22 protein-coding genes and 5 tRNA genes are annotated in these 21,357 nt (G+C 70.3%); 10 read left to right on the top strand and 17 right to left on the bottom strand.

The genetic code is table 11. From position 1 onward, the window contains the following. Positions 1 to 64 precede the first annotated feature (64 nt). Positions 65 to 298 carry an Lrp/AsnC family transcriptional regulator gene (locus ACFV6X_RS07540; protein WP_019889749.1) on the top strand — a complete coding sequence of 78 codons (234 nt, stop codon included), beginning with the start codon at positions 65 to 67 and terminating at the stop codon, positions 296 to 298. 20 nt (positions 299 to 318) lie between these two features. Continuing rightward, complete coding sequence (locus ACFV6X_RS07535; RefSeq protein ID WP_385379037.1) at positions 319 to 816, top strand: DUF3515 domain-containing protein; 498 nt, start codon at positions 319 to 321, stop codon at positions 814 to 816. Positions 817 to 841: 25 nt separating this feature from the next. On the opposite strand, the gene ACFV6X_RS07530 is transcribed toward ACFV6X_RS07535, so the two are convergent. Genes ACFV6X_RS07530 through ACFV6X_RS07520 form a run of 3 tightly spaced genes read right to left on the bottom strand, consistent with a single transcriptional unit; the run spans position 842 to position 3,971 of the window. Further along, the gene (locus tag ACFV6X_RS07530; RefSeq protein WP_385379034.1) at positions 842 to 2,017 is read right to left on the bottom strand and encodes a D-alanine--D-alanine ligase family protein; all 1,176 of its coding nucleotides are present in this window, start codon (positions 2,015 to 2,017) and stop codon (positions 842 to 844) included. 59 nt (positions 2,018 to 2,076) lie between these two features. Continuing rightward, entirely contained in the window at positions 2,077 to 3,087 is a 1,011-nt protein-coding gene (locus ACFV6X_RS07525; protein ID WP_385379031.1) for an NAD(P)H-dependent glycerol-3-phosphate dehydrogenase, read from the bottom strand. Next, a complete protein-coding gene (locus tag ACFV6X_RS07520; RefSeq protein ID WP_385379028.1) occupies positions 3,084 to 3,971 on the bottom strand; it encodes a lysophospholipid acyltransferase family protein in 888 nt (295 codons plus the stop codon). Before ACFV6X_RS07520 ends, ACFV6X_RS07525 begins: the two co-directional genes overlap by 4 nt. A gap of 143 nt (positions 3,972 to 4,114) precedes the next feature. Between ACFV6X_RS07520 and cofC the strand changes: the two genes are divergently transcribed. After that, the gene (gene cofC / locus ACFV6X_RS07515) at positions 4,115 to 4,753 is read left to right on the top strand and encodes a 2-phospho-L-lactate guanylyltransferase (protein WP_385379025.1); all 639 of its coding nucleotides are present in this window, start codon (positions 4,115 to 4,117) and stop codon (positions 4,751 to 4,753) included. Positions 4,754 to 4,762: 9 nt separating this feature from the next. Continuing rightward, positions 4,763 to 4,966 carry a hypothetical protein gene (locus ACFV6X_RS07510; RefSeq protein ID WP_365450676.1) on the top strand — a complete coding sequence of 68 codons (204 nt, stop codon included), beginning with the start codon at positions 4,763 to 4,765 and terminating at the stop codon, positions 4,964 to 4,966. A gap of 75 nt (positions 4,967 to 5,041) precedes the next feature. On the opposite strand, the gene ACFV6X_RS07505 is transcribed toward ACFV6X_RS07510, so the two are convergent. The 4 genes from ACFV6X_RS07505 to leuC all read right to left on the bottom strand — a co-directional run bounded on the left by ACFV6X_RS07505 (position 5,042) and on the right by leuC (position 8,351). Continuing rightward, on the bottom strand, positions 5,042 to 5,686 hold the full coding sequence (locus ACFV6X_RS07505; RefSeq protein ID WP_385379022.1) for an HU family DNA-binding protein: 645 nt from the start codon (positions 5,684 to 5,686) through the stop codon (positions 5,042 to 5,044). Positions 5,687 to 5,824: 138 nt separating this feature from the next. After that, positions 5,825 to 6,055: a hypothetical protein gene (locus ACFV6X_RS07500; protein ID WP_365450672.1), complete on the bottom strand. Its 231-nt coding sequence runs from the start codon at positions 6,053 to 6,055 to the stop codon at positions 5,825 to 5,827. A gap of 266 nt (positions 6,056 to 6,321) precedes the next feature. Continuing rightward, positions 6,322 to 6,915, bottom strand: a complete 594-nt coding sequence (gene leuD / locus ACFV6X_RS07495) for a 3-isopropylmalate dehydratase small subunit (RefSeq protein ID WP_385379019.1) — start codon at positions 6,913 to 6,915, stop codon at positions 6,322 to 6,324. Positions 6,916 to 6,920: 5 nt separating this feature from the next. After that, positions 6,921 to 8,351, bottom strand: a complete 1,431-nt coding sequence (leuC, locus tag ACFV6X_RS07490) for a 3-isopropylmalate dehydratase large subunit (RefSeq protein ID WP_385379016.1) — start codon at positions 8,349 to 8,351, stop codon at positions 6,921 to 6,923. A 200-nt stretch (positions 8,352 to 8,551) separates the two neighbouring features. Between leuC and ndgR the strand changes: the two genes are divergently transcribed. Continuing rightward, the gene (gene ndgR / locus ACFV6X_RS07485) at positions 8,552 to 9,268 is read left to right on the top strand and encodes an IclR family transcriptional regulator NdgR (protein ID WP_014048551.1); all 717 of its coding nucleotides are present in this window, start codon (positions 8,552 to 8,554) and stop codon (positions 9,266 to 9,268) included. Between the two features lie 680 nt (positions 9,269 to 9,948). Here the strand turns inward: ndgR and ACFV6X_RS07480 are convergent. After that, positions 9,949 to 10,431: a DUF4188 domain-containing protein gene (locus tag ACFV6X_RS07480; RefSeq protein ID WP_385379013.1), complete on the bottom strand. Its 483-nt coding sequence runs from the start codon at positions 10,429 to 10,431 to the stop codon at positions 9,949 to 9,951. Between the two features lie 129 nt (positions 10,432 to 10,560). Here ACFV6X_RS07480 and ACFV6X_RS07475 point away from each other — a divergent pair, with 129 nt between their 5' ends. After that, on the top strand, positions 10,561 to 11,208 hold the full coding sequence (locus tag ACFV6X_RS07475) for a MerR family transcriptional regulator (RefSeq protein ID WP_385379010.1): 648 nt from the start codon (positions 10,561 to 10,563) through the stop codon (positions 11,206 to 11,208). 46 nt (positions 11,209 to 11,254) lie between these two features. Here ACFV6X_RS07475 and ACFV6X_RS07470 read toward each other — a convergent pair. The 9 genes from ACFV6X_RS07470 to ACFV6X_RS07430 form a co-directional block, all read right to left on the bottom strand. After that, positions 11,255 to 11,327 (bottom strand) — tRNA-Glu (locus ACFV6X_RS07470). Between the two features lie 28 nt (positions 11,328 to 11,355). Continuing rightward, positions 11,356 to 11,427, bottom strand: a tRNA-Gln gene (locus ACFV6X_RS07465). A gap of 20 nt (positions 11,428 to 11,447) precedes the next feature. Next, positions 11,448 to 11,520: transfer RNA gene (locus tag ACFV6X_RS07460), tRNA-Glu, on the bottom strand. 62 nt (positions 11,521 to 11,582) lie between these two features. After that, positions 11,583 to 11,655 (bottom strand) — tRNA-Glu (locus tag ACFV6X_RS07455). A gap of 21 nt (positions 11,656 to 11,676) precedes the next feature. After that, positions 11,677 to 11,748 (bottom strand) — tRNA-Gln (locus tag ACFV6X_RS07450). 92 nt (positions 11,749 to 11,840) lie between these two features. Then, positions 11,841 to 12,572: an HAD family hydrolase gene (locus tag ACFV6X_RS07445; RefSeq protein WP_385379007.1), complete on the bottom strand. Its 732-nt coding sequence runs from the start codon at positions 12,570 to 12,572 to the stop codon at positions 11,841 to 11,843. A gap of 93 nt (positions 12,573 to 12,665) precedes the next feature. Beyond that, positions 12,666 to 14,189, bottom strand: coding sequence for a glutamate--tRNA ligase (gene gltX / locus ACFV6X_RS07440; protein ID WP_385379004.1), 1,524 nt, complete (start codon positions 14,187 to 14,189; stop codon positions 12,666 to 12,668). Beyond that, on the bottom strand, positions 14,182 to 14,958 hold the full coding sequence (locus tag ACFV6X_RS07435; RefSeq protein ID WP_385379001.1) for a fumarylacetoacetate hydrolase family protein: 777 nt from the start codon (positions 14,956 to 14,958) through the stop codon (positions 14,182 to 14,184). The genes gltX and ACFV6X_RS07435 overlap by 8 nt, the downstream gene beginning before the upstream one ends. 116 nt (positions 14,959 to 15,074) lie before the next feature. Beyond that, positions 15,075 to 15,263, bottom strand: a complete 189-nt coding sequence (locus ACFV6X_RS07430; RefSeq protein ID WP_385378998.1) for a hypothetical protein — start codon at positions 15,261 to 15,263, stop codon at positions 15,075 to 15,077. A gap of 590 nt (positions 15,264 to 15,853) precedes the next feature. Between ACFV6X_RS07430 and ACFV6X_RS07425 the strand changes: the two genes are divergently transcribed. The 4 genes from ACFV6X_RS07425 to ACFV6X_RS07410 all read left to right on the top strand — a co-directional run bounded on the left by ACFV6X_RS07425 (position 15,854) and on the right by ACFV6X_RS07410 (position 21,158). After that, positions 15,854 to 19,669: a nitrate- and nitrite sensing domain-containing protein gene (locus ACFV6X_RS07425; RefSeq protein WP_385378995.1), complete on the top strand. Its 3,816-nt coding sequence runs from the start codon at positions 15,854 to 15,856 to the stop codon at positions 19,667 to 19,669. A 9-nt stretch (positions 19,670 to 19,678) separates the two neighbouring features. Then, a complete protein-coding gene (locus ACFV6X_RS07420) occupies positions 19,679 to 20,092 on the top strand; it encodes a roadblock/LC7 domain-containing protein (RefSeq protein ID WP_005479910.1) in 414 nt (137 codons plus the stop codon). A 111-nt stretch (positions 20,093 to 20,203) separates the two neighbouring features. Then, entirely contained in the window at positions 20,204 to 20,602 is a 399-nt protein-coding gene (locus ACFV6X_RS07415) for a DUF742 domain-containing protein (protein WP_385378991.1), read from the top strand. Further along, entirely contained in the window at positions 20,583 to 21,158 is a 576-nt protein-coding gene (locus ACFV6X_RS07410) for an ATP/GTP-binding protein (protein WP_218515851.1), read from the top strand. The genes ACFV6X_RS07415 and ACFV6X_RS07410 overlap by 20 nt, the downstream gene beginning before the upstream one ends. Positions 21,159 to 21,357: the final 199 nt, after the last annotated feature.

The following is a 21,357-nucleotide window of genomic DNA, read 5'->3' as shown; positions in this document are numbered from 1 at the left end:
CGGGGACGCGATACCGTGGCGTTCCTTTTCCCCACATGATCCTCGTGGCCGCCCTGGAGGTTCCGTGGTACAGGCGTACATCCTGATCCAGACCGAGGTCGGCAAAGCGTCGACTGTTGCCGAGACAATCAGCAAGATCCCTGGGGTGATCCAGGCCGAGGACGTGACCGGACCGTACGACGTCATCGTGCGCGCCCAGGCCGACACCGTCGACGACCTGGGCCGCATGGTGGTCGCCAAGGTCCAGCAAGTGGAAGGCATCACCCGCACCCTGACCTGCCCGGTCGTCCATCTGTAGTCCCCGTCTACCCTTGGCCGGTGAAGATTTCCCGTCACCGGCTCATCGGTCTGCCCGCGTCCGCGCTGCTGATCACTGTCGCGGGCTGCTCCTCAGCAGACGACAGCGCGGGCGTCGCGGTTCCCAGCCCCTCCCCGGCGGTCACGAAGCTGTGCCAGAACCTGGACGGGGCGCTGCCCCGCAAGGTGGACGGTCTGAGCCGGAACGACCCCGAGCCCGGTTCCGTACTCACGGCGGGCTGGGGAAGCCCGGTGATCATACTGCGCTGCGGGGTCGTCCGGCCGCCGAAGATGGTCGACCCGAAGGTGGCCGAGGGCGGGGATCCCGATGCCGTGGCGGGCGGTGTGAACGGCGTCGACTGGCTGCAGGAGGAGCACGACGGGGGCTACCGGTTCACCAGCGCGAACCGCAAGGCGTACGTCGAGGTGAGCGTGCCCGAGGGGCAGGACAGCGCGGGGGTTCTCGTCGATCTGGCCCCGGCGGTGAAGTCGGCGATCCCCGAGGGAATCGCCGACTGACCGAGCCGCACCTCTCAGGGGCGGGTCAGCGCAGGCCCGTCGAGCGGTTCAGGGCTGCCTGGATCAGGCGGTCCACCAGCTCCGCGTACGTCACACCGCTCGCCTGCCACATCTGCGGGTACATCGAGATCGGCGTGAAGCCGGGCATCGTGTTGATCTCGTTGATCACGAACTCGCCGTCCTCGGTGAGGAAGAAGTCCGCGCGGACCAGGCCCTCGCACGACGCGGCCTCGAAGGCGTCCACCGCGAGCTTCTGCACCTCGGCGGTCTGCTCGTCGGTGAGGGGGGCCGGGACGAGGCCGGGGGTCGAATCGATGTACTTCGCCTCGAAGTCGTAGTACGCGTGCGTGTCCGGCGGCGGGATCTCCGCGGGGACGGAGGCCCGGGGGCCGTCCTCGAACTCCAGGACGCCGCACTCGATCTCGCGGCCGCGCAGCGCCGCCTCGACGATGATCTTCGGGTCGTGGCGCTGGGCCTCGGCGATCGCCTCGTCGAGGCCCTCGAAGGACTCGACCTTGGTGATGCCGATAGACGACCCCGCGCGCGCGGGCTTCACGAACAGCGGCCAGCCGTGCTCGCCGGCGAACTCGGCGATCCGCCGCCGCGCCCCGGCGCCCTGCTGCCCGTCCGGGCCGGACTGCTGCCACTCGCGCGGCCGGACCACCAGGTACGGGCCCACTCGCAGCCCGAACGAGGTGAACACCCGCTTCATGTACTCCTTGTCCTGGCCGACGGCCGAGGAGAGCACGCCCGAACCGACGTACGGGACCCCGGAGAGCTCCAGGAGGCCCTGGAGGGTGCCGTCCTCGCCGTAGGGGCCGTGCAGCACGGGGAAGACCACGTCGACCTCACCCAGGGCCTTGGGCACCGAACCCGGCTCGCTGTAGACGACTTCGCGGTTGGCGGGGTCGACGGGGAGCACGACGGCACCCTCGCCCGAGTCGGTGAGGTCCTCGACGGTGGGCGTACGGCGGTCGCTGATCGCCATCCGCTCCGGCTCGTCGGCGGTGAGCGCCCACCGGCCGTCCTGGGTGATGCCGATCGGCAGGACCTCGTACTTGGTCCGGTCGACAGCCCGCAGTACGGCGCCGGCGGTGACCACGGAGATCCCGTGTTCGGAGCTGCGCCCGCCGAACACGACGGCCACACGCGGCTTGCGAGACGGCTGCTCGGGGCTCTGGGGGAGGTTCTCGGTGCTCATATCGCGTTGAGAGTACCCGGTGGTAAGGGCCGGATACAGCGTCCGTACGCCCGCGTCGCTCAGCGTCGTTCCGCCTTCGCGCTGCGCGACATCAGCTCCTTGAGGGCGACGACCGGAGGCTTGCCCTCGTGCACGATTCCGACCACCGTCTCGGTGATCGGCATGTCGACGCCGTGCCGTCGCGCCAGATCCAGCACCGACTCGCAGGACTTGACGCCCTCGGCGGTCTGCTTGGTGACCGCGATGGTCTCCTCCAGGGTCATGCCCTTGCCGAGGTTGGTGCCGAAGGTGTGGTTGCGCGAGAGCGGCGAGGAGCAGGTGGCCACCAGGTCGCCGAGGCCCGCGAGCCCGGAGAAGGTCAGCGGGTCCGCGCCCATCGCCAGGCCCAGCCGGGTCGTCTCGGCGAGGCCGCGGGTGATCAGCGAGCCCTTGGCGTTGTCGCCGAGCCCCATGCCGTCCGCGATGCCGACGGCCAGGCCGATGACGTTCTTGACCGCGCCGCCGAGTTCACAGCCGACGACGTCGGTGTTGGTGTACGGGCGGAAGTACGGCGTGTGGCAGGCGGTCTGGAGCCGCTGGGCGACCGCCTCGTCGGTGCAGGCGACCACGGAGGCGGCCGGCATCCGGGCGGCGATCTCGCGCGCGAGGTTGGGCCCGGTGACCACGGCGACCCGCTCGGCGGGCACGTCGGCGACGTCCATCACGACCTCGCTCATCCGCATGGCGGAGCCGAGTTCGACGCCCTTCATCAACGAGACCAGCACGGTGTCGGGGGCGAGCAGCGGCGCCCAGGCGGCGAGATTGCCGCGCAGCGTCTGCGAGGGGATGGACAACACCGTGAAGTCGGCACCGGCGGCCGCCTCCGCCGGGTCGGTGGTGGCGCGCAGGTTGCCGGGGAGTTCGAAGCCAGGGAGGTAGTCGGGGTTGGTCCGGCCGGAGTTGACGGCCTCGGCGACCTCCGCCCGGCGCGCCCACAGGGTGACCTCGCACCCCGCGTCGGCGAGCACCATTCCGAAGGCCGTACCCCACGAACCGGCGGCGAAGACCGCCGCCTTGACCGGCTTGCTCACTTGCCCTGCCCCTCTTCGCCACCGGCCTGCCCGGCCGCTTCCCGACCCGCCTGACCAGCCGCTTCACGGCCGGTGTCCCCGGCAGTCTCCCGGATCGGCCGCCCGAGCGCGTCCCCGCCCGTCTCGATGACGGCCGCCCGGCCGAGCTTCTGCGCCTCCGTCCGGCGCCGCTGCTCGATGCGTTCGCCCCTCGGGTCGTACGGCGACTCGGGGGCCCGCTCGCCGCGGATCTCCTCCAGGTGGCCGGTGATCGCGGCCATGATGACCTCGGTGGCCTCCTTGAGGACGTCCGCGGTCATGTCCTTGCCGTAGAAACGCGAGAGGTCCACCGGAGGGCCCGCCAGCACCTGGTGGGTCTTGCGCGGCAGGAGGTTGGGCTTCTTGGCGTACGGCGGCAGCAGTTCGTTGGCGCCCCACTGGGCGACCGGGATGACCGGGCACCTGGTCTTCAGCGCGACGCGCGCGGCACCTGTCTTGCCGGTCATGGGCCAGCCGTCCGGGTCCCGGGTGATGGTGCCCTCGGGATAGAAAGCGACGCATTCACCGCGCTCCACGGCGTCGATCGCGGCCCGGAAGGCGCTCAGCGCGTCCGTGCTCTCCCGGTAGACGGGGATCTGGCCGGTGCCACGCATCATGGTGCCGACGAATCCCTTCCTGAAAAGGCCGCTCTTCGCCAGGAATCGCGGAACCCGTCCGGTGTTGTACTGAAAGTGCGCGTACGCGAAGGGGTCGACGTGCGAATTGTGGTTCACCACGGTGATAAAGCCACCCGCGGCCGGAATGTGCTCCATTCCGCGCCAGTCCCGCTTGAGCAGAACCACCAGCGGCGGTTTACAGATCACCGCTGCGAGGCGGTACCAGAAGCCGATTCTGCGGCGGGGCACACGGACACCTTCCTTCTGGGGCCTGGGGGCCGCACAAGTGTCGCCCCAGGCCGTCGGTCTGTCGAGAACACCGTACGCCCCGACCCTGCGCCCGCCGGGTGGGCCGGGTGACAATGACCGTGACAAGAGAGGGACGAACGCCCGTGCTGTGGACCTTGGTGATACCTGTGAAGTCGCTGGCGCGGGCCAAGAGCAGGCTCGCGGACGCCGCGGCCGACGCCCTGCGTCCGGGCCTCGCCCTCGCCTTCGCCCAGGACACGGTGGCCGCGGCGCTGGCCAGCCCGGCGGTGCGCGATGTGGCAGTTGTCACGGACGACGAACTGGCCGGCCGGGAGCTGGCCGCGCTGGGCGCCCGCATCGTCTCCGACGAACCGGGCGGCGGTCTCAACGCGGCTCTGACGCACGGGGCGGCGGCCGTACGGGCCTGGCGTCCGGAAAGCCCGGTCGCGGTCCTGAACGCCGATCTCCCGGCACTGCGCCCGGCGGAATTGGCCCAGGTCCTGACCGCGGCCGCGGAATTTCCGCGGGCATTTCTCGCGGATGCGGCGGCAATCGGTACGACCCTGCTGGCGGCGGCACCGGGCCGGGAATTGCTCCCGGCATTCGGTACGGATTCGCGGGCCCGCCATCGCGGCGGCGGAGCGGTGGAACTCGGTCTCGCGGGCGTGGATTCCGTACGCCAGGACGTGGACACCGCCGACGACCTGCGCACGGCACTCGCGCTCGGGGTGGGGCCGCGTACGACCGCGGCGACCGCGCGGCTGCTGATTTCCGGGCAGTAGGCTGCGGTCATGCACGCCACCGCTTACACCTACGACGCCGGGACGCGCAGCGGGCAGGTTCTGCTCGACGACGGGACTCCGGTGCCCTTCGACGCCGCCGCGTTCGACGCGGGCGGGCTGCGGCTGCTGCGGCCCGGGCAGCGGGTCCGGATCGAGGTGGAGGGGCCGAAGGAGAGCCCGAGGATCACGCTGGTGACGCTGCAGACCCTCTGACCTGCCCCTGAACACGCCGCGGGCCGGGCTCCTCGACGGAGTCCGGCCCGGCGCGTGAGTACCCTGCGCCCTCGTCTACTTGCGGGCGGTGGCCTTCTTGGCGGTGGTCTTGCGTGCCGACGTCTTCTTGGCGGGGGCCTTCTTGGCCGTCGCCTTCTTCGCCGGGGCCTTCTTGGCCGTCGCCTTCTTGGCGGTGGTCTTCGTCGCGGCGGTGGTCTTGGCGGTCGCCGAGGTCTTCTTGGCGGTCGTCTTCTTCGCGGGGGTGGTCTTCTTCGCGGCGGCCGTGGTCTTCTTGGCCGTCGCCTTCTTCGCCGTGACTGCCTTCTTCGCGGCCGCCTTGGTGGTCTTCTTGGCCGCGGCCTTCTTGACCGTGGCCGCGGCACCGCCGGTCAGGCTGCCCTTGGGCGCCTTCTTGACGGCCACCTCGCCACCGCGCGGGAGCTTCTTCGAGCCGCTCACCAGGTCCTTGAAGCCCTGGCCGGCGCGGAATCGCGGCACCGAGGTCTTCTTGACCCGAACCCGCTCGCCCGTCTGGGGGTTGCGGGCGTAGCGAGCCGGACGGTCGACCTTCTCGAACGAGCCGAAACCGGTGACCGACACCCGCTCACCTGCGACAACGGCGCGGACGATGGCGTCCAGTACATGGTCGACAGCTTCGGCGGCCTGCTGGCGGCCGCCCATCTTGTCGGCAATCGCTTCTACGAGCTGCGCCTTGTTCACGTCTTCCCCTTCGGAGACATCGCCAGAACGAAAGTGTTCAAGCTTTTTCGCACGTTAGGCAGATATATACCGCAAATCAAACACGAAACGGGCTAATCACCCTTGTGCCGCAACCGACTCGGCTGCTTCTGACGTGATTCAGCCTTCCTCTTCGGGGAATCGCCCCGCGTCGAGGTCGGCGATGAACCGCTCCAGACGCTTTGTTGCATCGGCGAGGTCGTGCTTGGCCGCGGCCGTGATGACCAGCAGCTTCCGGGTCAGCGCCATCCGTACGCCCTCCGGGACTTGCAGTGCGCGCACCCTTGCGTGCGCTTCCTTGAGTTGGTCCGCGACCGCCGCATAGAGCTTGAGTTGGCCGTCGTGTTCCATGCACAGATTGTGCCATCTGGGGCGAGTTGTCGCCTGCCCGGGGGGCAACTGGCGCCGCGAACGGCCCTCCGGCACGCGGCCGAAGCCACGTTGTCAAGTCTCGCGTACCCCAACAACAACCGTCATAACGTGGCGAGTTGAAGGAACAGGGGGTGCCGGGTGCGGCCATCCGGGTGCGAAAAAAGGCTGTACCCCCGATCGGGCCGATCGGGGGTACAGCCGGGGTGTTGGGGTGGCCGAAAGTCGACCGCCGGGGGGGCGAAGGTTCAGACCTTCAGCGTGCGCGGCTTGTAGGCGGGCCGCACCGCCTCGTAGGTGGCGATGTCGTCCTCGTTCCGCAGCGTGATGGAGATGTCGTCCAGCCCGTTCAGCAGCCGCCAGCGGGAGTTCTCGTCCAGCTCGAAGGAGGCGGTGACGCCCTCCGCCCGCACCTCACGCTCGACCAGGTCGACGGTCACCTCGACCTGCGGGTCGCGCTCGGTGAGCTCCCACAGCGCGTCCACGACCTTCTGCTCCAGCACGACCGTGAGCAGGCCGTTCTTCAGCGAGTTGCCACGGAAGATGTCGGCGAAGCGGGAGGAGATCACGGTCTTGAAGCCGTAGTTCTGCAGCGCCCAGACGGCGTGCTCACGGGAGGAGCCGGTGCCGAAGTCGGGGCCGGCGACCAGCACGGTCGCACCCTGGCGCTCGGGCCGGTTGAGCACGAACTCCGCGTCCTTGCGCCAGGCCTCGAACAGCCCGTCCTCGAACCCGTCCCGGGTCACCTTCTTGAGCCAGTGGGCGGGGATGATCTGGTCGGTGTCGACGTTGCTGCGGCGCAGCGGGACGGCCCGGCCGGTGTGCGTGGTGAATGCTTCCATGATCCTCAGACTCCAGCGGGCGTACGGGTCTCGACGTGGGCCAGGTCGGCCGGGGAGGCCAGGTGCCCCAGGACCGCCGTCGCGGCGGCGACCTGCGGCGACACCAGATGCGTACGGCCGCCCTTGCCCTGCCTGCCCTCGAAGTTGCGGTTGGAGGTGGACGCCGAGCGCTCACCGGGGGCCAGCTGGTCGGGGTTCATGCCCAGGCACATCGAGCACCCCGCGTGCCGCCATTCGGCGCCGGCCTCCTTGAAGACGACGTCCAGGCCCTCCGAGACGGCCTGCAGACCCACCCGTGCGGAGCCCGGCACGACCAGCATCCGTACGCCGTCGGCGACTTTGTGGCCTCGCAGCAGGTCCGCGGCGGCGCGCAGGTCCTCGATGCGGCCGTTGGTGCAGGAGCCTACGAAGACGGTGTCCACCTTGATGGACCGCAGCGGCTGCCCGGCCTCCAACCCCATGTACTCCAGGGCCTTTTCGGCGGCGAAGCGCTCCGAAGCGTCTTCGTACGAAGCAGGGTCGGGGACGGACGCCGAAAGCGGCGCGCCCTGGCCGGGGTTGGTGCCCCAGGTGACGAACGGCGACAGCGCGGCGGCGTCGATGACGACCTCGGCGTCGAACTCGGCGTCGTCGTCGGTCCTCAGGGTCTTCCAGTACGCGACCGCGGCGTCCCAGTCGGCGCCCTCGGGGGCGTGCGGGCGGCCCTTGAGGTAGGCGAACGTGGTCTCGTCGGGGGCGATCATGCCCGCGCGGGCGCCGGCCTCGATCGACATGTTGCAGATGGTCATCCGGGCCTCCATCGAGAGCTTCTCGATGGCCTCGCCGCGGTACTCCAGGATGTAGCCCTGGCCGCCGCCGGTGCCGATCCGGGCGATGATCGCCAGGATCAGGTCCTTGGCGGTGACGCCCTCGGGCAGGTCGCCGTCCACCGTGATCGCCATGGTCTTCGGGCGGGCCATGGGCAGCGTCTGCGTGGCCAGCACGTGCTCGACCTGCGAGGTGCCGATGCCGAACGCCAGCGCGCCGAAGGCGCCGTGCGTGGAGGTGTGCGAGTCACCGCAGACCACGGTGGTGCCGGGCTGGGTCAGACCCAGCTGCGGGCCCACGACGTGGACGACGCCCTGCTCGACGTCGCCGAGCGGGTGCAGGCGCACCCCGAAGTCGGCGCAGTTCTTGCGCAGCGTCTCCAGCTGGGCGCGGGAGACCGGGTCGGCGATGGGCTTGTCGATGTCGAGGGTCGGGGTGTTGTGGTCCTCGGTCGCGATGGTCAGGTCGAGACGGCGCACCTTCCGGCCGCTCTTGCGAAGGCCGTCGAAGGCCTGCGGGCTGGTCACCTCGTGCAGCAGGTGCAGATCGATGTAGAGGAGGTCGGGCTCGCCCTCGGCGCGCCGGACGACATGGTCGTCCCAGACCTTCTCCGCGAGTGTCCTACCCATCGCTTTCCCTCCGGACGGCACATAAGGTGTGCCGACCCAACTAGAGATCTTGAGGAGCGGCGGTCGGCGCACCGGTTTCCGCGCGTCCGCCGCGAGGCCCTTTCATCCACCGGGCCGCTGTGACTTCGTGACATCAAGGGTGGCGCGTTCCACCGAAAATTGAACTTGCGTTTCACAGAGTGAGACGCAAGTATCGTTTCATGGACAACAGTAGCGGCGTCGGCGTTCTGGACAAGGCGGCACTCGTCCTGAGCGCTCTGGAGTCAGGTCCGGCCACCCTCGCGGGTCTGGTCGCGGCCACCGGACTGGCACGACCCACGGCTCACCGCCTGGCCGTGGCTTTGGAACACCACCGGATGGTGGCGCGCGACATGCAGGGCCGATTCATCCTCGGACCGCGCCTGGCCGAGCTGGCCGCGGCCGCCGGCGAGGACCGCCTCCTGGCCACCGCCGGGCCGGTGCTCACGCACCTGCGTGACATCACGGGCGAGAGCGCGCAGCTCTACCGCCGCCAGGGCGACATGCGCATCTGCGTCGCCGCCGCGGAACGCCTGTCCGGACTGCGGGACACGGTCCCGGTCGGTTCGACGCTCACGATGAAGGCGGGCTCCTCCGCACAGATCCTCATGGCCTGGGAGGAGCCGGAGCGCCTGCACCGGGGCCTGCAGGGCGCCCGCTTCACGGCGACGGCACTGTCCGGCGTGCGGCGCCGGGGCTGGGCCCAGTCCATCGGCGAGCGGGAGCCGGGCGTCGCGTCCGTCTCCGCGCCCGTGCGCGGCCCGTCGAACCGCGTGGTGGCCGCCGTCTCCGTCTCCGGCCCCATCGAGCGCCTGACCCGCCACCCCGGCCGGATGCACGCCCAGGCGGTCATCGACTCCGCGGCCCGCCTCTCCGAGGCCCTGCGCCGCACCGGCTGACCCGGGAGATAAGCCAGACCGAGGCCGCATGGGCCGCGCAGCGAGGCCACAGAGGCCGCGCGGAGACACAGGCTGCACCGGTCGCGCGGGCGGCACGGGTCGCACAGGCCGCACGACGCCCAGGCCACGCGGGACGAACAGGCCTGGCGCGGGCGGCACGTGACACACGAGCCGCACGCCGCACGGGACAACACGAGCCGGCTCGGGACCGAAAGACCACGCGGGACGCAGCGACCGAGACGAGGTGCACGGTCACGCGCGGGCGGCAAGTGACACACGAGCCGCACGCCGCACGGGACCACACGAGCCGGCTCGGGACCGAAAGACCACGCGGGACGCAGCGACCGAGACGAGCTGCACGGCCACGCGGGACGCACCAACCGCACGGCCACGCGGGGCGCAGAGACCGCACGAGCCGCATGCCGCACGGGACACACAGGCCGGTCGGCACGCACCAATCGCATCAGCCACACAGCCACGCAGGACGCACAGGACGCACAGGACGCACCCGTCACACCAGCCACACACACAGCAGGACGGAGCGCACGAAAGGCGCCCCGGGGGCCGGCCTCAACGCCGCGGCAGGCCTCCAGGGCGCCCAGTGCTTCAGCGGTTCCGGCGGCGCCGCGGGCGGCACTTCCGCCGGCGCCTCCAAGCCCGCCCAGCGCCTCGGGTTCTGCTCAGACCGGCCGAAGCCGCTCGGCCGCCCGCTCGCCGCGTCGCCCGACCGGCACCACGCCGGTCGCCCGACCCAGCCCGAAGGCGGGCATGTTCACGTACACCGACTCGTAGCCGCCCGCCGGCACGACGTACGTCTCGTGCCAGAAACCGACCTTGTTCTTCCCCTCGCGTATCCGCCGGTTGAACGCCGCCCAGGCAGGCCGGTGCTCCATGTCCGCGGCCGAGGCGTACGCGAAGAGCTTGTCGGTCGACTCCCAGTACTGCACCACGTACAGCACCCGCGGCCCCAGCAGTGTCTGCGCGCCGAGCATGCCCCGCTCCCGCTCCCGTGACAGTTCCCGCAGCATGCGCGGCATGGCGCGCATCACCGGCAACCAACTGCGCACCGCCAGAAGGCTGTTGAAGCGCATCCCGATCAGGAACACCACGACGTCCCCCTGCGCGTCCGCGGTCATACGCCCCGCGATCGGCTTGTCAGCCATGACGAAACCCACCTTCCCCCAGCGAATGGTCCTTGAGGACAGCGATTGGATAGTGCCGCTATCCATGATTGGATAGTGACACTCTCCAACGCGCACCGCAAGGGGAAAGAGCAAGGGAGTCGCACGGCCATGAGGCTGTCGGAGCTGAGCAGACGAAGCGGCGTCGCCACCGCCACGGTGAAGTTCTATCTGCGCGAGGGGCTGCTGCCGCCGGGCCGCCGGATCACCGCCACCCAGGCCGAGTACGGCGAGGAGCACCTACGCCGGCTGCGTCTGGTGCGGGCCCTGATCCAGGTCGGCGGGGTCTCCGTGGCCTCCGCCCGCGAGGTGCTCGCCGCGCTGGACAACGACTCCCTGGATCAGAACGACCGCCTCGGCACCGCCGTCTGGGCACTCCCCCACGGCAAGCCCGCCGACCCCGACGACCCGGCGACCGAGACGGCCCGGCAGCGTGCCGACCGTCTGCTGGAACGGCTCGGCTGGGGCTACGGCCCCCTGGCCGATGTGACGCCCCCGGCGTACGGAATGCTGGTGAACGCGATAGCCACCCTGGAGCGGCTCGGATACCCCTGCGCCATCGAGGACTTGGAGCCGTACGCCCGCGCCATGGAACAGCTCGCCGTCAACGATCTGGACCTCGTGGAACGGTACGGCGGGACGGCGGACGAGCAGGTGGAGGCGGCGGTGGCGCTGACCGTGCTGTACGAGCCGGTGCTGCTCGCGCTGCGCAGGCTGGCGGAGGCGGAGGAGTCACGCCGCAGGTTCGGCACGCACTGACCACACGACGAGGGGCCCCCACCGAAGTGGAGGCCCCTCGATCACGTACCCCCGACCGGATTCGAACCGGCGCTACCGCCTTGAGAGGGCGGCGTGCTAGGCCGCTACACAACGGGGGCGTGGACTCTGCGTTGCCGCAGGCCCGAGCTGGTCTACCTGGACTCGAACCAAGACTAACTGAACCAGAATCAGTCGTGCTGCCAATTACACCATAGACCAATGTGGTTTAGACCAGTCAGTACCCCCGACCGGATTCGAACCGGCGCTACCGCCTTGAGAGGGCGGCGTGCTAGGCCGCTACACAACGGGGGCCCTAGCGATCCTGCATCAAGGGCGGCGGGAGCTACCCGGACCGCCCTCGCGGGAAGGATCTGTACCCCCGACCGGATTCGAACCGGCGCTACTGCCTTGAGAGGGCAGCGTGCTAGGCCGCTACACAACGGGGGCTTTGCAGATGAGCTCTGCGAGCTGGCCTACCTGGACTCGAACCAAGACTAACTGAACCAGAATCAGTCGTGCTGCCAATTACACCATAGGCCACTGGAACGCAAGCCCCTGCGGGGGATCTTGTTCTAGTTTGCTCCCCCGGATTCCGGCCTCTCGGCCCGCTCCCCGGCGGCGCAGGAAGAACATTACCTGAAGGTGGACAGGGCTCCAAAACGAGTATCGGAGCCGAGGATGGCGGGGAGTTCGGCGAGCGAGGCGATCCGGTGCGGGCCGGCCGGAGCGTCGGCCCAGGTGTGCGCGCCGTCGCGATCGATCCACACGGACACCAGTCCGGCGTCGGCGGCGCCGCGCCAGTCGATCTCCGGGTGATCTCCCACGTACGCGACCAGGTGCGGCGGCAGGTCCAGTGCCTCGCAGGCCGCGAGGAAGGCGCCGGCCTGCGGCTTGGAGACGCCGAGCTCGGCGGCGCACAGGATGGCCTCGAAGCGGTCGTGGACGCCGAGCACGCGCAGTTTGCGGTCCTGGACGTGCAGGCTGGAGTTGGACAGCACCGCGTGCCGGTGACTGGCGGCGAGGGTGTCCAGGACGGGCAGGACGTCCGGGAAGAGCGCCCAGGCGGCCTCGTAGTGCCCGATGTACCGCTCGAACCAGGCCTCCGCCTCGGCGTCGGTGAGTTCCCGGTCCAGGAACACCCGCACCCGGTCGCATCGCTGCCCCTCGAAGGACACCTCGCCGGCCGCGAACCGCGCCCACTGGGTGTCGGTGACCGCCCGCCACTGCGCGAGGGCCTGCTCGGCGCTCTCGTACGCGTCGAGCAGGCCCTCGGCCGCCAGGTGTGCGCGCATACCGGCGCGGTCCGCGGTCGTGTAGTCGAACAGCGTGTCGTCGACGTCCCAGACCACGGCCCGAATGCTCATCGTCCGACGGTAACCCGGCGACCACGGGTTCCGGGCGGATACGGCGAAAGGGCGGCACCCGCTGCCGGGTGCCGCCCCTCACCTGTGCGGGGGCTACGCCGCGAGCTTCGCCAGCGCCGCGTCGATGCGGGCCAGGGTCTTGTCCTTGCCGAGGATCTCCAGGGACTCGAAGAGCGGCAGGCCGACCGTGCGGCCGGTGACGGCGACGCGGACCGGGGCCTGGGCCTTGCCGAGCTTGAGGCCGTGGGCCTCGCCGGCCTCGAGGACCGCCGTCTTCAGCGACTCCGGGTCGGCCCACTCGGCCGCGTCCAGTTTCTGGCGCGCGGTGCGCAGCAGGGCGTCGGAGCCCTCCTTCATGGCCTTGGTCCAGCTGGCCTCGTCGAACACCGGCTCCGGCAGGAACAGGAAGTCGACGTTGTCGGTGATCTCGGACAGGACCTTCAGGCGGGTCTGCGCGTGCGGCGCGACGGCCTGCCACTTCAGCTCGTCGAAGGCCTCCGGGGCCCACGGGGCGAACGGGGCCTGCAGCCACGGACGGCAGCGCTCGGTGAAGTCCTTCACGTCCAGCAGCCGGATGTGGTCGCCGTTGATCGCCTCGCACTTCTTGAGGTCGAAGCGGGCCGGGTTGGGGTTCACGTCCGTGACCTCGAAGGCCGCGACCATCTCGTCCGTCGTGAAGATGTCCTGGTCGGCGGAGAGCGACCAGCCCAGGAGGGAGAGGTAGTTGAGAAGGCCCTCCGGGAGGAAGCCGCGCTCGCGGTAGAGGTTGAGCGACGACTGCGGGTCACGCTTGGAGAGCTTCTTGTTGCCCTCGCCCATCACGTACGGCAGATGGCCGAACTCCGGGGTGCGCTTGGCGATGCCCAGCTCGGTCAGCGCCTTGTAGAGGGCGATCTGCCGAGGGGTGGAGGAGAGCAGGTCCTCGCCGCGCAGGACGTGGGTGATCTCCATCAGGGCGTCGTCGACCGGGTTGACCAGCGTGTAGAGCGGGGCGCCGTTGGCGCGGACGATGCCGTAGTCCGGGACGTTCTCCGGGGTGAAGGTCAGCTCGCCGCGGACCAGGTCGGTGAAGGTGATCACCTCGTCGGGCATCCGGAAGCGGACGATGGGCGCGCGGCCCTGGGCCTTGTACTCCTCGACCTGCGCCGGGGTCAGCTCGCGGCAGTGGCCGTCGTAGCCGGACGGCTTGCCGGCGGCGCGGGCTGCCTCGCGGCGGCTGTCGAGCTCCTCCTGGGAGCAGTAGCAGTGGTAGGCGTAGCCACCGTCGAGGAGCTTGTGGGCGACGTCCTGGTACAGGTCCATGCGCTGCGACTGGCGGTACGGCGCGTGCGGGCCGCCGATCTCGGGGCCCTCGTCCCAGTCGAAGCCGAGCCAGCGCATCGCGTCGAGCAGCTGCTCGTAGGACTCCTCGGAGTCGCGGGCCGCGTCGGTGTCCTCGATGCGGAAGACCAGGGTGCCGCCGTGGTGCCGGGCGAACGCCCAGTTGAACAGGGCGGTGCGGACCAGGCCCACGTGCGGGTTACCGGTGGGCGAGGGGCAGAAACGGACGCGTGGGGGTACCCCCTGTCCGAGCGGAGTCGAGGACTTGGGGGAGGGGGAGCCGGGTGCGCTAGCCACGCTTGACAACCTTGTTGGTGAGAGTGCCGATGCCTTCGATGCTGACGGAGACCTCGTCGCCGACAGCGAGGGGGCCGACCCCCGCGGGGGTGCCCGTGAGGATCACGTCGCCGGGGAGCAGCGTCATGGCCTCGGAGATGTTGACGATCAGATCCTCGATCGGGTGGATCATCTCGCTCGTGCGGCCGAGCTGGCGCTGCTGCCCGTTGACGGTCAGCTGGATGGTCAGGTCGCCCGGTTCCAGGTCGGTCTCCACCCAGGGGCCGAGCGGGCAGGCGGTGTCGAAGCCCTTGGCCCGGGCCCACTGCTTCTCGCGCCGCTGGACGTCACGGGCGGTGACGTCGTTGGCGCAGGTGTAGCCGAGGATGACTTCCCTGACGCGCTCGCGCGGGACTTCGCGGCACAGGCGGCCGATGACGACGGCCAGCTCGGCCTCGTGGTGGAGTTCCTCGGAGAAGGAGGGGTACTGGATCTCGTCCCCGGAGCCGATCACCGAGGTGGACGGCTTGAAGAAGGCGAACGGCGCGTCGGGCACGTCGTTGCCGAGTTCACGCGCGTGCTCGGCGTAGTTGCGGCCGAAGGCGACGACCTTGTTGGGCAGGACCGGCGGCAGCAGCCGTACCTTGCTCAGCGGCACCTTGGTGCCGGAGAGCTCGAAGTCCGCGAACGGGATGCCCCTGATGATGTCGAGAACGAGCTCGTCCGGCTTGTCGCCCTCGACCGCGCCGAAGGCGACGTTCCCGTCGATGGAGAACCTGGCGATGCGCACGGGATCCTTGCGCCCCTTACCTGAGCTGGGTGGAGTCTGATCGCTCCAGGCTAACGCGGCAAAGGGCAGGCGCCCCGCGCAATTGCCGTGCGGGGCGCCCGGTGGGGTGGTCGGCGCTACTCGGCCACCGCGGCCCCGACCGGGACGTCCATGAGGATCGTGCGCCGGGGGTTGGCCGTCTGGGCGGGGAGGTCGACGGAGTGCTCGGGGAGGTCCAGGGGCTCCAGGTCGTCGGTGCCCTCGAGGTGCGCCAGGGTGGTACGCCGCGGGTTGGCAGTCGTGCGGAACATCGTCGTCGTCTTCACGGTTGTACTCGACCCTGTCGTGTGCGGGGCGCCGGAAGCGCCGGTTGGCAGAACGTTGTCTCTTGTAAAGCGTCAGGCTAAACATCCGATTTCCCCGCCGACGGCGGGAAGGGTCCCCGAGTTCGGTGTGAGTTTCCTCACGAACCTGAGCCCAAAACGGTCAATTCCGGCTCGCAACTCATACCAACGAAACGGACATTGGATCCCTGAAGCGCGCATTCCGCTCCTGATCATGGCGACTGGGACACCCGGCGAGCTCCGACGACTCGTTGGGGTATGTCCGCTATAAGGCGGAGCCCGCTCTACAAGTCGTGACGTCACCCTCACGTGGTGTCACGGAGGTCACAGCCTGACCAACTGGCCTTGTTGGAGATCCTGCACTGTGCTGGAATTCCACGGACCGCCGCAGGATCGAGCCGGCGCGCAGGGGGCGCGAATCAGCGTCGCCCCTGACGAGTGAGCGGCGAGAGGGGGAATCCAGCGCCGGTCACTCACGACCACCCGGGTGCGTATTCAGGGCGCTCCCGACTACGCCGACACCGTCCTTCCGTTCACGCGGAGGGGCGCCTGGTCCAGAGGTTGCGACGCTAGTGCAGGGACGTTTCAAGAGGGATGGCAGTGCTTCGGCGGAGCCGGAGCCGCACGGCGGGACCGACCGCGGTTCCTCGCCCCAGCACGCCCAGGGCCAGGGCCCGGCCTCGTCCGGTGACGGCGGTCCGCGCTCCGGGCGCTCCGGTGCGTCCACGGCCTCCGGTCGCCCAGGCGCCTCGGCGTCCACGGGCTCACCGGCGTCCGCTCCGGCGGTGAAGCCACCGCAGGGCGCGACGGGTCCAGGGCCACGAATAGCGCTGCGCAACTGGCGCATCTCGACCCGCCTGGTGGCTCTGCTGACGCTCCCGGTGGTCGCGGCCACCTCGCTCGGCGCGCTGCGCATCAGCCAGTCCATGGACGACATCGAGCAGCTCGACAACATGAAGCTGCTCACCGAGATGACCAAGCAGGCCACCGAACTGGCCGCCGCGCTCCAGGAGGAGCGCGACCAGTCCGCCGGCCCGCTGGCGCACGGCTCGACCGCGAGCGCGATCACGGTCAAGGGCTTCCAGGACAAGACGGACCGGGCGCTGGACAACTTCCTCGCCGCGTCCGAGGAGGTCGACTCCGCCAGCAAGGACGGCAACCTCCAGGGTGTGCGCGACAGCCTCGTCGGCCTCGCCCGCGACCTGAACAGCCTCAACGAGATCCGCAACAACGCCTACGAGGCCGAGGACAACTCCACGCAGACCGTGGAGGCCTACCACCGCCTCATCACGCACCTGCTGGACCTCTCGCAGGACATGGCCGAGGCGACCAGCAACCCGGACATGATCCAGCGCACCCGCGCCCTGTCCGCGTTCTCCTCCGCCAAGGAGTACGCGTCGATCCAGCGCGCGGTCCTGGCGGCGGCCCTGCCCGCCAACAAAAAGACCTTCGGTGACCTCTCCGAGAACGACCGGCTGTACGCCGAGTCGGGGCTGGAGAGCCAGGTCTCCGAACTGCGCAGCTTCTCCAGCATCTACGGCGACGGCGCCGAGGAGCTGCTCAAGCCCATCGACCAGGGCAACGCGACCATCGAGGCCACCGACAAGTACGCCAGCCGCGCGCTCAGCCGTGAGAACGGCCTGGCGGGCCTGGAGAAGCGGTCGTACCTGGACTGGCTGGACGACAGCTCCACCAAGATCCAGCAGATGAAGAACATCGAGCGCACGCTGCTGGAAGACATGGAGCAGAAGGCGCGCGAGCTGCGCAGCGAGTCGGAGCGCGAAGCGATCATCTCCGGTGCGCTGGTCCTGATCGTGCTCGGCGTCTCACTGGTGGGTGCCTTCGTGGTGGCCCGCTCCATGATCCGCTCGCTGCGGCGCCTGGAGGACACCGCGACCAAGGTCGCCCAGGAGCGGCTGCCCGAGCTGGTCAAGCAGCTGTCCGAGTCCGACCCGCAGGACGTCGACACGTCCGTGGAGTCGGTCGGTGTGCACTCCCGCGACGAGATCGGCCGTGTGGCCACCGCCTTCGACGACGTGCACCGCGAGGCGGTCCGCCTCGCCGCCGAGCAGGCCCTGCTGCGGGGCAACGTCAACGCGATGTTCACCAACCTCTCGCGCCGCTCCCAGGGTCTCATCCAGCGCCAGCTGTCGCTGATCTCCGAGCTGGAGTCCCGCGAGGCGGACCCGGACCAGCTGGCCTCGCTGTTCAAGCTGGACCACCTCGCCACCCGTATGCGCCGGAACGGTGAGAACCTCCTCGTCCTCGCCGGTGAGGAGCCCGGCCGCCGCTGGACCCGTCCGGTCCCGCTGGTCGACGTGCTCCGCGCCGCCGCGTCCGAGGTGGAGCAGTACGAGCGCATCGAGCTGGCCTCGGTGCCGACCACCGAAGTGGCCGGCCGTGTGGTCAACGACCTCGTGCACCTGCTCGCCGAGCTGCTGGAGAACGCGACCTCGTTCTCCTCGCCGCAGACCAAGGTCAAGGTCACCGGTCACGCGCTGCCCGACGGCCGCGTGCTGATCGAGATCCACGACACCGGCATCGGCCTCTCCCCCGAGGACCTCGCCCAGATCAACGAGCGGCTCGCCTCGCCGCCCACCGTGGACGTCTCCGTCTCCCGCCGCATGGGTCTGTTCGTGGTCGGCCGCCTCTCGCAGCGCCACGGCATCCGCATCCAGCTGCGCCCGTCCGACTCCGGTGGTACGACCGCGCTGGTCATGCTGCCGGTCGACGTGGCCCAGGGCGGCCGCAAGCCGCAGGGCAAGCCCGGTCAGGGCGGCCCCGGTGGCCCGGGCGGACCGGCCGCGGCGCAGGCCGCCGCCGGTGTGGCCGCGGCCCGCCGTGGCAACGGCTCCTCGCTGGCCGCGGGTGCGCCGGGCGGCGGGGCTCTCGGCGCCGGTGCGTCCGGCGGTGGCCGGCTCGGTGCCGGACAGGGTCCGCGGGCCGCACTGCCGGGCCGCGACTCGGGCGGTGCCCCGGGCGGGGCACGTGGACCGCAGACTCCCCCGGCCCCGCAGCAGGGCCGGCCCGGCGCCGGTGCGGGCAACGCCCAGGCGCCGGTTCCCCCGCAGGGCCAGGAGACCCGCGGTCCCGTGGGGCCGCAGCGCGGCAACGGGAACGCCGGTGGCGAGCGCGGCCGGCGTGGCCGTCAGGCGCAGCTCCCGCCGCGTGGCGGAGCACGGGCCGAACTGCCTGGCAGCAACGAGCAGCAGCGTCCGAGCTGGAGCGACGAGAACGCGCAGCCGCCGGTGCCGCGTGCCGCGCTCGACACCCCGCGCGGTCACGACGAGCAGCGGGACCCGTCCCAGACGGCCCCGATGCCGAGGATCGACGACCGGCACGGCCCGGGCGCCACCGCGGAGATCCCTGCGGTTCCCCGCATGGACGACCGCCAGAACCCGGGCGGCCCCGCGGACTTCCCGCGCCAGGGCGCGAACAACCAGCAAAGCGGCGGGCAGTTCGTCCGCCCGGACGTCTTCGGCAACCCGGGCGGCCAGAACAACCCGAACAACCCGTCCAACACGGGCCAGTTCGCCGTACCGCAGGCGTACGACAACGGCTCGACCGGTCAGTACCCGGCGCCGCAGCAGCGGCAGGACAACGGCGCGAACGGTCAATACGCGCCGCAGGGCTACGCCAACGGGTCCACGGGTCAGTTCCCGGCTCCGTCGGGCTACGACAACGGGGCTACCGGCCAGTACGCCGGGTACGACGGCTCGTCCACGGGACAGCACTCGCTGCCCGGACACCAGAACCCGTCGGCCACCGGCCAGTTCGAGCGTCCGCAGGGTGACTTCGGTGGCCAGCGGCCGCCGGCCCCGCAGCGTCCCCAGCAGCGGCACGCCCGCCAGGAGCCGGAGGCACTGCCACCGGCCTCGGGTCCCGGCGACGGGCGTACGCCGCTGTACGACACGCTGGAGACGAACTGGTTCCACGGCCAGCAGGGCCAGCCGGCTCCCCAGGGTCAGGCGGGTCCGCAGGGCCAGGCCGGCCAGCAGTCCCCGCCGGTCCGGGCCCAGCGTCCGCAGGGCAACGGCTCCGCGCCGGCCCCGCAGGCGCAGCAGGGTCCCCCGGCCCCCCAGCGTCCCGCCGCCCCCGCATGGCGCAGCTCGCCGAACGACGAACTCGTCCGGCAGGCAGAGCGTGTGCGGCAGCCAGCTGCGGGCGGCGTCACCACCTCCGGTCTGCCGCGCCGCGTACCCCGGGCGAATCTCGTCCCGGGCACCGCACAGCAGCAGCCGCACCAGAGCGGTCCGCAGGTCTCGCGCGCCCCACAGGACGTGCGCGGCCGGCTGACCAACCTCCGTCGGGGTATCGCACAGGGCCGTCAGGCCGGGTCCGGCCAGACGGGCAGTTTCCAGAGCCCCACTCACCAGCAGGAGCGTTAGTTGAGTCCGATGAGCCAGGCGGCACAGAACCTGAACTGGTTGATCACCAACTTCGTGGACAACACCCCCGGGGTGTCCCACACCGTCGTCGTGTCCGCCGACGGTCTCCTCCTGGCGATGTCGGAGGGTTTTCCGCGCGACCGAGCCGACCAACTCGCGGCGGTCGCGTCGGGACTCACCTCGCTGACAGCCGGGGCGTCCCGGATCTTCGAAGGCGGCGACGTGGCACAGACCGTCGTGGAGATGGAGCGAGGATTCCTTTTCCTCATGTCCGTCTCTGACGGCTCGTCCCTCGCCGTTCTCGCACACCCCGAGTGCGACATCGGCCTCGTCGGCTACGAGATGGCGCTGCTGGTGGACCGCGCGGGAGCAGTGCTCACGCCGGACCTCCGCGCCGAACTGCAAGGAAGTCTGCTCCACTAACGCCCCCGGATCCACCCGTCTCACCAAATCACCGTCCGGCCGACACAATCCCCCCACCGGCCCCCGTCAGACGGCACGACTGACCAACTTGCTGTCCCGCCCGGAGGATTCATGACCCCGCCCACCGCCTCTCATGATCCGTACACAGATCCGTACGGGGACGAGGGCGACCAGCCGCTGGTTCGTCCGTACGCGATGACCGGCGGCCGGACCCGGCCGCGCTACCAGCTCGCCCTCGAGGCGCTGATCAGCACCACGGCCGACCCGGCAGCGCTCATGGGGCTGCTCCCGGAGCACCAGCGCATCTGCCACCTGTGCCGCGAGGTGAAGTCGGTCGCCGAGGTCTCGGCGCTGCTCGCCATGCCGCTCGGGGTGGCCCGCATCCTCGTCGCGGACCTCGCCGAGGCCGGACTCGTCGCCGTCCACCAGCCGGGCGGCGACGAGAGCAACGGCGGTGCGCCCGACGTGACACTGCTCGAAAGGGTGCTCAGTGGCCTTCGCAAGCTCTGAACCGAGAGGTGCCACCACCTCTGCCAAGATCGTGGTGGCCGGCGGCTTCGGCGTGGGCAAGACCACGTTCGTGGGCGCCGTCTCGGAGATCAACCCGCTGCGCACCGAAGCCGTCATGACGTCCGCGAGCGCGGGCATCGACGACCTCACGCACACCGGGGACAAGACCACCACCACGGTGGCGATGGACTTCGGCCGCATCACGCTGGACCAGGACCTGATCCTGTACCTCTTCGGTACGCCGGGGCAGGACCGCTTCTGGTTCATGTGGGACGACCTGGTCCGTGGCGCCATCGGCGCGGTGGTGCTCGTGGACACCCGCCGGCTGGCGGACTGCTTCCCGGCGGTGGACTACTTCGAGAACAGCGGCCTGCCGTTCGTCGTCGCCCTCAACGGCTTCGACGGTCAGCAGCCGTACGCTCCGGAGGAGGTCCGCGAGGCACTGCAGATCGGACCGGACACCCCCATCATCACCACCGACGCCCGGCACCGGGCCGACGCCAAGTCCGCGCTGATCACGCTGGTGGAGCACGCGTTGATGGCGCGGCTGAAGTAGCGACTCAAATGATCTGCGCCGTACGGCAGTTGCCGTAGGCGTCATCATCGTGGCGGCGGAGCCGGCTGTGGCCTTTGACACGGTCGGCTTCGGTGTTCATAACGTTTCGGCAGAGGAATCGAGGAGTCCCGCCACGCGTCGCGGTCATGTGGTGTCGCTGCGCGCACGAAAGCCCCGTCATTTGACGGGGCTCGCTCTT

Source organism: Streptomyces sp. NPDC059861, from assembly GCF_042731435.1.
Lineage (GTDB): Bacteria > Actinomycetota > Actinomycetes > Streptomycetales > Streptomycetaceae > Streptomyces.
The sequence above is the reverse complement of the archived record's forward strand: the minus strand, read 5'-3'. Positions and strand labels throughout refer to the sequence as shown.